At 57.0% G+C, this 412-nt stretch carries 1 rRNA gene; it reads right to left on the bottom strand.

What is annotated here, in order from left to right:
• Positions 1 to 8: 8 nt before the first annotated feature.
• Positions 9 to 412, bottom strand: a 16S ribosomal RNA gene (locus tag GQS10_RS22840); the annotation flags it as partial.

Raw genomic sequence — 412 nt, 5'->3', positions numbered from 1 at the left:
CTCCATAGAAAGGAGGTGATCCAGCCGCACCTTCCGATACGGCTACCTTGTTACGACTTCACCCCAATCATCTACCCCACCTTCGGCGGCTGGCCCCTTGCGGTTACCTCACCGACTTCGGGTGTTGTAAACTCTCGTGGTGTGACGGGCGGTGTGTACAAGACCCGGGAACGTATTCACCGCGGCATGCTGATCCGCGATTACTAGCAATTCCGACTTCATGCAGGCGAGTTGCAGCCTGCAATCCGAACTGAGACCGGCTTCTTAGGATTCGCTCCAGATCGCTCCTTCGCTCCCCGTTGTACCGGCCATTGTAGTACGTGTGTAGCCCAGGTCATAAGGGGCATGATGATTTGACGTCATCCCCGCCTTCCTCCGGTTTGTCACCGGCAGTCATCCTAGAGTGCCCACC

Origin of the sequence: Paenibacillus turpanensis (assembly GCF_011421635.1) — a bacterium.
GTDB classification, from domain to species: domain Bacteria; phylum Bacillota; class Bacilli; order Paenibacillales; family YIM-B00363; genus Paenibacillus_AK; species Paenibacillus_AK turpanensis.
Note: the sequence above shows the minus strand (reverse complement) of the source record. Positions and strands in the feature narration are given on the sequence as shown.